2 protein-coding genes are annotated in these 5,476 nt (G+C 71.9%); both read right to left on the minus strand.

Translation table 11 applies throughout. The features are described 5' to 3' along the window. Nucleotides 1-406: 406 nt before the first annotated feature. Nucleotides 407-3,829 carry a UvrD-helicase domain-containing protein gene (locus G6030_RS08935; protein WP_063972879.1) on the minus strand — a complete coding sequence of 1,141 codons (3,423 nt, stop codon included), beginning with the start codon at nucleotides 3,827-3,829 and terminating at the stop codon, nucleotides 407-409. Further along, a partial coding sequence (locus tag G6030_RS08940) for a PD-(D/E)XK nuclease family protein (protein ID WP_182642894.1) occupies nucleotides 3,826-5,476 on the minus strand: 1,651 nt, incomplete at its 5' end. The genes G6030_RS08935 and G6030_RS08940, both read right to left, overlap by 4 nt.

Below are 5,476 nucleotides of genomic sequence, written 5' to 3' on the forward strand. Positions count from 1 at the left end.
GCGCCGACGCTGTCCCCAGCACTCGCGCCGGCCCTGCCGCTCGCGCCGCCGGCGAGCCCGTCGTCCGGGCGCGCGGGCTCCGCTCGGCGCTCATCCGGGAAGGCCTCGCGGTCCCGGATCATCAGGCGTTCGCTCATGTCCTCGACCGTACGCACCGGCGTTCGCACCGGGCTACCGTCCTCGCGCGCGATCGTCGGGCGGCCCCGTCCCCGCTGGTACACGGCGTTTTCCGCACGCGGAGAGGTCCGTCACAGCGGTGTCACTCGCGTCTCTCCGGCCCCTCTGGGCGCGCCCTGTCTCCGACCCACCACCGGCCTATGGCTGGGTGTGGAGCAACCTCGGCTGAGGCCCTGCCGCACGGCCGCCCCAGGCGAGGCGCCGCACTTCCACCGAGGCCCCGCACGACTCAGCCGAGGTCGCGCGCCACGACCGTCGGCCGGGTTCCTCGGCAGAAGACCAACTCGATCCGCGAGACGGCCCTGCCGGTGGAGCCACCCAGGAGGTCGGCGTACGCGCACAACTGCAGCAGGTACTCGTCGACGGTGCCGGTGGTGACGGCGACGTCGGTCTTGTAGTCGATGATCGACAGCGATCCGTCGTCCTCCTGCACCACGAGGTCGACGACACCGTCCACCGCCACCCGCGCCCCGTCCGCCGTGGACAGGGCTCCGGCAGCGGGCAACTCGGCCCAGTGCGTCCTGCTCGCCGCTCGCCTGACGGGCTCGGAGGTCAGCGCGGTGCGCGCGACCGAGACCATCTCGGCGACCGCCTCGGGATTGCGGCTGCCCTGCAGGCCACCGCCCAGTCCGAGGGCGACCAGCTGGTCGGCCGCCCACCGATCCCAGTCCGCCATCGCGGAGTCCGGGTCGGCAGCCGGTCCGAGCAGGCGACCGAGATCGGTGTGCTCCGCCAGGTGGTGCACGGCGGTGCCAACGTCGGGCCCGGAGGCGATCGGTGTGTACCTCGGCCTGGGCGGCAGTTCCTCCGGCCGGGCCGGGGCCGGTGCGAACCGCTCCCGCAGCGCGGCGGCCAGCTGCTGGGGGAGGGACGGCTGGCGCTCGACGTCCTCATCTACTGGTGTGGCGTCCACCGCGTCGGGATGCACGATGCGGGTCGCCGACCAGCCCGCACGCTCGGCGGACCGGGCCGCGATCTGGCGGGTGCGCTCGGTCCACCCGGCCTCGTCGGGGACGTCGACCTCCGGCGCGGCCGCCGCCTCGAGCAGGTTCTCGCCGTACTCCACCAGCGCGGGCGCGTCAGGCTCCTCGATGACAGATCCCAGCAGAGAAGCCCATACGTCGCTTCTCGGTTTGCCCTTTTGGGTGGCCGCGTATTGACCGGAGACCGCGAGGCGGCTCTCAGCGCGGGTCGTGGCCACATACAGCAGCCGGATGCGTTCCGCGCGAGCATGCAGCTTTTCCAGACCGGCAGCTGAGTCGAAGGCGGGATCGCGGACGGCGGCGGAGAACGAGACGGCCGGCCGTGGAGGATCGTCTTCGGTCCACAGGAGCCGCTCATTACTGTTGGGCCAGCCTCTACTCATTCCGGCCACGATGACCATCGGGTACTCGAGACCCTTGGAGGCGTGAATGGTGGTGATGCGCACCGCGTCGACGCCGATCTCGGGGATCGCGGCCTCGGGCACGCGGGCGTCCTCGGCGGTCAGGGCCATCGCCCAGTCGGCGTACTCCCGCAGGTCGGCGCGGGCCGGATCGGAGGCGGACTCCTCCCACTGCCACGCGTGCTCGATCACGAACCGGATCCGCCGCCACAGGTCGCGCCGCCTGGGGGACTCGGCGACGGACTCGAAGACCATCCGGTCGTGGACGAGCCTCTCGAGGAGTTCGCCCGGCCGCCTGGTGGACCGGCCGAGGGCCGAGAGGTACCGCATGCCCTCGGCGACCGGCGAGGACGCGAGGTCGTCAGGGGCGGGCGCGGTGAGTACCCAGCCGCCGCCACCGGCACGCCAGCGCAACAGGTCGTCGTCCCCGCAACCGAACAGGGGTGAGCGCAGCGCGCCCACGAGTGACGCCTCGTCGGCGGAGTTCGCCACGGCGCGGACGGCCAACAGGAGATCTCGGATCTCCGGCGTCCCGTAGACGATCGAGGACGCCTCGGTCCGGAAGTCGATCCCGGCGTGATCGAGGCACGTCTCGAGCATGGGCAGCGCTCCGCGAGACGGCAGGAGGATCGCGATGTCACCGAGGCGAAGGGGCGTGTGCTCACCGTTCTTCGACTCGTGAGTCCATCCTTCCCGGATGGCGGTGGCGATCACCCGCGCCACATCTGAAGCCTCGGCCCAGTGACGACGAGTGGTCTCGTTCGCCTCGGGAGGGCAGTGCTCGGGAACCTCCTCTGAGCGGAAGACGAACGGACGGGGTCCGTGCGACGGATCGTGGGGTGGGCGACCGGGCGCCGGTTCGAGAGCGCGGTACTCGGGTTGGATCCCGTCGGCCGCCGTGAGGACTTCGGAGAATACGTCGTTGACCCACTCGAGTACCGGGCGCGAACACCGGAAGTTGGTACTAAGGCGTTCGACATCAGGACCCTGGGTTCCCGTGGCCGATCCGCCCCGGGCGCGTAGATATGTGGTGATGTCGGCGCGACGGAAGCGGTAGATGGACTGCTTGGGATCGCCGACGGTGAACAGGCGCCCGGGCTCCGTCCCCGATCCTCCCGGCCCGGAGGTGAGCAGTTCTGCCAGGTCCAGCTGGATGGGGTCGGTGTCCTGGAACTCGTCGATGAGAATCCGCAGGTAACGTGCCCGAACGCGTGCACGGACTTCGGAATCGCGCAGTAGCTCACGCGCCAGGACCAGCTGGTCGTGGAACTGGAGCGTGCCGTGCCGTCGCCGCTCGTCGGCATGCCTGCGGACGACGGGGATCAACGCGTCGAGGACGAGGGTGATCCGCGGGAGCCAGTGGTCGACGAGGATCTTCTCGCATACTGACGAGAGGTCTCTGATCTCCGCCCTGATGTCCTTGACGACCTCGGCCCCACCCCAGTTCGTGCTTTTGCCGATGTTGCCGGCCTTGAGCGGGCTTCCCAGTAGATCCGTCCAAGACGGCGTCACGGTCGGATCGTCTACAGCATGCTGAAGGTCTGCCAGCCAGCCTTCGTAGGCATCGAGGACCGCGTAGAGCTTGTCCGTCTCGTCCTGACAGGAATCCCTCCAGCCGACGATCGATCCGACTCCGGCAATGACCTCGGCCAGGTCCGGTGACGCGGACAGCTCGGAGGGGCCCGCATAGAGCGGTTCTGTGGGCAGGCGGTCCCAGTCGCGGTGCAGCGCCTCGACCACCCCACGAAATGCCCGCGCACCGACGCCGGCGTCGAGCATGTCGTCGACGGCCCGTGCCAGGTTGCCGGACCGCTCCGCCGTCGGGCCGCTGCCGAACAGGACGGTGGCGCACTCCTGCCACAGCGCTTCCACGGCCGCGGCCTCGGCGGTGTCCTGTTGGGCGGTCACCCGCGGCGGGATCCCGGCCTCGAGCGGGTTCTCGGAGAGCAGGCGCAGCGCGAAGGAGTGCAGTGTCCCGATCGCGGCCGTGTCGAGCCCGGCCAGGGCGTCGTCCGCGCGGGCGTCCCCCTCCGCACGCCGTTCCACCAGGTGGACGCGCAGCCGGTCGCGCAGCTCGGCGGCCGCCTTCTCGGTGAACGTGATGGCGGCGATCCGGTCGATCGGCACCGCGTCGTCCAGCAGGAGCGTGCTGAGACGGCGGACGAGGGCGTACGTCTTGCCGGTCCCGGCCCCCGCCTCGACGAACAGGGTGGCGGCGGTGTCCGTTTCGACGCGGTCGCGGGCGGCCTGGTCGGGGAGCTGGCTCATGAGGTCGTCTCCGATTCGGATTCGGTGGTCACCGCGGCGACCAGGCCCGCGAACGCGGGGTGGGACGAGATCGGCTCCTGGCCCGACAGCTTCTCCCATGCGCGGTCCAGCTCGTCGCCGCCGAGCAGGTTCGCCAGATCGCGCGAGGAGCCCCGGCCGCCCTTGAGCGGGAACCACCCGCGCTGGAGGGCGTCGATCAGGTGGCCGACGTCCTCGCGGACGCGGTCCATGACGTCCTCGGTGATGTCGAGCGAGATCTGCTCGAACTCCCCGCGCTCGGTGCAGTACCAGTACCGGGCCCCGCTCACCGGTGCCCGCCCGGCGGACTGGGCGGCCGCGGCGTAGAGGGGCAGCTGGAAACGGGTGCCGTGGAGGGTGGGATCGTCCACGGTCGGGCGGGCCTCCGCCTCGGGAGGCCTACCGGTCTTGTAATCGGTGACGCGCTGCGTGCCCGCGCGCACGTCGAGTCGGTCGATCGACCCGGCCAGGAGCACGGTCGCCGTGCCGGTCGACGTGGACACCTCGAACGGGATCTCGACGACCGCGCCGTCGCCGTCCGACCGCCCGAACCCGAGTTCCGTCGCGGCCGGCCGCCAGCCGGCGTCGAAGTCGGCGCTGTCCTCGGCGAACCACCGGTCGAGCTCGGCGGCGAGCATCATCTCGCGTCGGCGCCACAGGGAGGCGACCAGGCCGGGAGAGGCGGCGATCGCGGCCTCGCACTCGTGCCGGAGGGCCGCCATGAGCAGGTCCCGGTCCGGCCCGGAGCCGCTCTCGATCCGGGCGGATACGTACCGCTGGAGGATCGCGTGGACCAGATCGCCATAGTCGCGCAGGTCCATCTCGATGTCCGCCGCCGGATCGTCGAGCGTGCGCACCCGCAGGACGGTGGAGAGGAAGAACAGGTAGGGGCTCTGGGCCCAGTCCTCGAGCCGGGTCGGGGAGAGGGGCTGCTCGAGGACGGTGAGCAGGTCGGCGGCCGACGACACGTCGCCCGTGAACCGGGTGAACCGGCCCTGTCGGCGGTCGCGGCGCATCTCGTGGGCGGCCACGAGCAGCGCGGGGGCGTCGGGGCGCGTGCGCCACCCGCCGGCGGCGAGGTCGCGAAGCCGTAGTTCCGTCCGGGTGGCCGGGTCGGTCCCCAGGGCCACGGGCGGGGCCAGGACCCCGTCGACGAACGAGGACACGCCGATCACGGCAGCGCACCCGGCCACGTCCTCCTGCCAGCGGGTGGCGTGGACGGGCGAGCCGACGAGCCGGGAGAGCGTGGGGAGCAGCCAGCGGGACGGGATCCGGTCCCCACCGCCGCGCATCGAACCGCGGGGGAACGAGCACAGCCGGCGCTCGGAGCCGGCGGCCAGCGCGAGCTGGAGGACGCGGTAGCGCTCGTCGAGCACCTCGGCCGACGGGGGCTCGACGGATCCCTCGAGCAGCAGCGGGTCGGGCGCGTGGAGGACGGGCAGCAGCCCCTCGGCCATCCCCACCACGCAGACCGTGTCGAGGTCGCGGCCCACGGCGTCGTCGATCGGCCCGAGGGCCACGCCCGCGCCCTCCTCGCCGACCCGGTCGCCCACCGGATCGAGACGGGCGGTGACGGCGCCCGCCACGCGGTCCCGGGTGATGGCGGGTGCGATGGCGTCAAGGTCGGCC

This window comes from Dietzia sp. E1, from assembly GCF_014145015.1.
Lineage (GTDB): Bacteria > Actinomycetota > Actinomycetes > Mycobacteriales > Mycobacteriaceae > Dietzia > Dietzia cinnamea_A.

Coding starts and splice junctions, on each gene's coding strand:
- G6030_RS08935 (WP_063972879.1), bottom strand. CDS start 3,829: ATGAGCCAGCTCCCCGACCAGGCCGCCCGCGACCGCGTCGAAACGGAC.